This window comes from Streptomyces niphimycinicus (assembly GCF_018883605.1).
Taxonomy (GTDB): Bacteria; Actinomycetota; Actinomycetes; order Streptomycetales; family Streptomycetaceae; genus Streptomyces; species Streptomyces niphimycinicus.
In genome coordinates this window covers 1-3059 of sequence record NZ_JAHLEM010000135.1, presented here as the reverse complement: position 1 = coordinate 3059, position 3059 = coordinate 1, and the positions used below count along the sequence as shown (strand labels likewise).

Here is a 3059-nt window from a genome sequence, read left to right as displayed (position 1 = left end):
TGGCCGATGCCCGTCCCGGTCGATGGCCTGCCTTGGCCCCTGGCCCGTCCGGGCTGATGGCCGTTCCCGGCCCGTGGGCTGCCCCGGCCCGTGGGCTGCCCCGGCCCGTGGGCTGCCCCGGCCCGTGGCGGCGTTGGGTGACCGGGCGGGGGTCGGGACGGCTGACCGCCCATTGCCGGGCCCGTTGACCAGTTGGCGGGCCGAGCCCCGTTGACCGGTCGGCAGGTCGGGTCCGGTTGACCGGTTGGCGGGTCGGGTTGGCTGCTCGGTCGGCGGGTCGGGCTGGTCGACTTGTGGGGGGGCCGGGGGATGAATGATCTGCGGCGATCGCGGTACCGCGATGTGAAGTAGCCGGTTCGGGAGAGAACGGTGAGAGGCGTACAAGGCGGGAAGGCGCCCACAGTGATCGATACCCGACCGGATACGCTGCCTGTTGGTGGAGGCAGCGACACATCGACATTCGCGTCATTCGTAGGCAGACAGGAGTACCCCGTGAGCTTCGTCGGGCCCTTGGGGCTGAGCGTGCGGGACCGGACTCTGGAAGCCGACACCCAGGCCGGGCTGACGGCGGTCGAAGAGGGCCTGCTGGAGGCCACCAAGAGCGAAGTGCCCTTCATCACCGAGGCCGCCCAGCATCTGGTGCGGGCCGGTGGGAAGCGGTTCCGGCCCCTGCTGGTGCTGCTGGCCGCGCAGTTCGGCGATCCCCACGCACCCGGAGTGGTGCCCTCGGCCGTGGTCGTCGAGCTCACCCATCTGGCGACGCTGTACCACGACGATGTGATGGACGAGGCGGAGGTGCGGCGCGGCGTCTCCAGCGCCAACGTCCGCTGGGGCAACTCGGTGGCGGTCCTCACCGGCGACTTCCTCTTCGCCCGGGCCTCGCACATCCTGGCCGATCTCGGCCCGGAGGCGGTGCGGATCCAGGCCGAGGCGTTCGAGCGGCTGGTCACCGGCCAGATCCTGGAGACGGCGGGCCCTCGCGACGGCCGTGACCCGGTCGACCACTATCTGGATGTGCTGGCCGGTAAGACGGGCTCGCTGATCGCCGTCTCCGGCCGGTTCGGCGCGATGATGTCGGGCGCCGACGAGGCCATCGTCAGCATCCTCACCCAGTACGGCGAGCGGCTCGGCATGGCCTTCCAGCTCGCCGACGATGTGCTGGACATCGCCAGTGACAGCCATGAGTCCGGCAAGACCCCCGGCACCGATCTGCGCGAGGGCGTTGCCACCCTGCCCGTGCTCTATGTGCGGGAGCGGGCCGAGGCGACCGGTTCGGCCGAGGACCGCGAGCTGTGCGAGCTGCTCGCGGGCGATCTCACGGATGACGCACGCCATGCCGAGGTGTTGCGGCGGCTGCGTGCCCATCCGGCGCTGGAGCAGGCCCGCCGGGTCACGGTCCGTTACGCGGCGGAGGCCCGTTCGATGTTGGCGCCGCTGCCCGAGGGTCCGGCGAAGGCGGCTCTTGAGGGGCTGTGCGACGCGGTGGTCCACCGGGCCGGCTGACGCCCCCCACCCAGCGCCCGCCCAGCCCCCACCCAGCGCCCGCCCAGCCCCCGCTCACCGGTCGGCCGACGTCCCGCCCGGCGTCCGTTCCCGCTCCCACCACCAGCCGACCCTGACTCCCGGGGGAGCGGTGTCATCCCCGAGCAGTACACCTAGGTGATCCTGCGGGTTGACGCGCCACGTCACACGATTTGGTGGGATGAAAAGACCACCACATGGCGGGATCGGGTGACAATGGCCCGAGAGGGTGGACGAGTGCAAGCTGACGAACCGCCGCCGACGACGGAGGTAGAGCACATATGGCACGGATCCGACCGACACAGGTCGCCGACGACGGCTTCTGGGATGACGAGCCGCCATCCCGGGGGAAGAAGGTCGCCCGGTACGCCGCCCCGGTCGCGGTCGCGGGCATCGCGGCGGCGACGATAGGGCTGGTCCCGGCGCTGGCCAGCACCGGTGACCCCAACCTGCCGAAGATCTCGGCAAAAGAGCTGATCAGCAAGATGGCGGCATCGGACGCCCAGCAGATGTCCGGTTCGGTGAAGATCACCACCGATCTGGGCATCCCTTCGCTCCCCGGCGGCGGCTCCCTCGCCGACCTCGGTGGGGCGCAGGGCGGCGAGGCGTCCGCCTCGCCCGACTCCCGGCTGATGGAGCTGGTCTCCGGCTCCCACACCCTGCGGGTGGCCACCGATGGCCCCGACAAGCAGCGGGTGTCGATCGTCGAGAACGCCGCCGAGTACAGCATGATCCACAACGGCGACGAGATCTGGGCGTACGACAGCGGGAGCAACTCCGCCTACCACGCCACCGCCCCCAAGGAGGCGAAGGCCAAGGGCGGCCACCGGCACGAGCTGCCGAAGGACCTGCGGGGCGCCACGCCCCAGGAGATCGCCAAGACCGTGCTCGCCTCCGTGGACAACACCACGGATGTGACGGTCGACGGCACCTCCCGGGTCGCCGGACGGGACGCGTACGACCTGCTGATCAAGCCCAAGGCGGACAGCGACTCCACGATCGGATCCGTCCGTATCGCGGTGGACGCTGACAACGGGGTCCCGCTGAAGTTCACGCTCTCCCCGAAGAGCGGCGGCAAGGCGGCCATCGACGTCGGCTACACCAAGGTCGACTTCGGCAAGCCCAAGGCCAGCACCTTCGACTTCACCCCGCCCAAGGGTGCCAAGGTCACCGAGGCGCCCAAGGCCGGCCGGCCCGAGGCCAAGGACTTCGGCGGCAAGGACTTCGGCGGCAAGGACTTCAAGGGCGCCCAGGGCGCCCTGTCCGGGCTGAAGGTCGTCGGTAAGGGCTGGGACTCGATCGCCCGGCTCGACACCCCCGGCGGCGCGGCGTCCACGAACCCCGGCGGCGACAGCGGCCCGGGTGCGGCCTCCGGACTCCTCGGCGGCTTCGGCAAGGAGGTCAAGGGCGACTTCGGCTCCGGCACGGTGGTCAGCACCCGTCTGGTCAACGCGCTGCTGACCAACGACGGCAAGGTGTTCGTCGGCGCGGTCGACAAGGACGCCCTGGTCAAGGCCGCCAACGCGGCCAAGTGAGGC

2 protein-coding genes are annotated in these 3059 nt (G+C 70.9%); both read left to right on the top strand.

Going from position 1 to position 3059, the window contains the following annotated elements; genetic code table 11:
- The first annotated feature begins 492 nt into the window (after positions 1–492).
- On the top strand, positions 493–1503 hold the full coding sequence (locus KN815_RS14185) for a polyprenyl synthetase family protein (RefSeq protein WP_216342281.1): 1011 nt from the start codon (positions 493–495) through the stop codon (positions 1501–1503).
- Between the two features lie 299 nt (positions 1504–1802).
- Positions 1803–3056 carry a LolA family protein gene (locus KN815_RS14180; protein ID WP_216342279.1) on the top strand — a complete coding sequence of 418 codons (1254 nt, stop codon included), beginning with the start codon at positions 1803–1805 and terminating at the stop codon, positions 3054–3056.
- Positions 3057–3059 lie beyond the last annotated feature (3 nt).

Excerpts from the sequence above, each read along its gene's own strand:
- KN815_RS14180 (WP_216342279.1), top strand. The coding sequence starts at position 1,803 with ATGGCACGGATCCGACCGACACAGGTCGCCGACGACGGCTTCTGGGAT.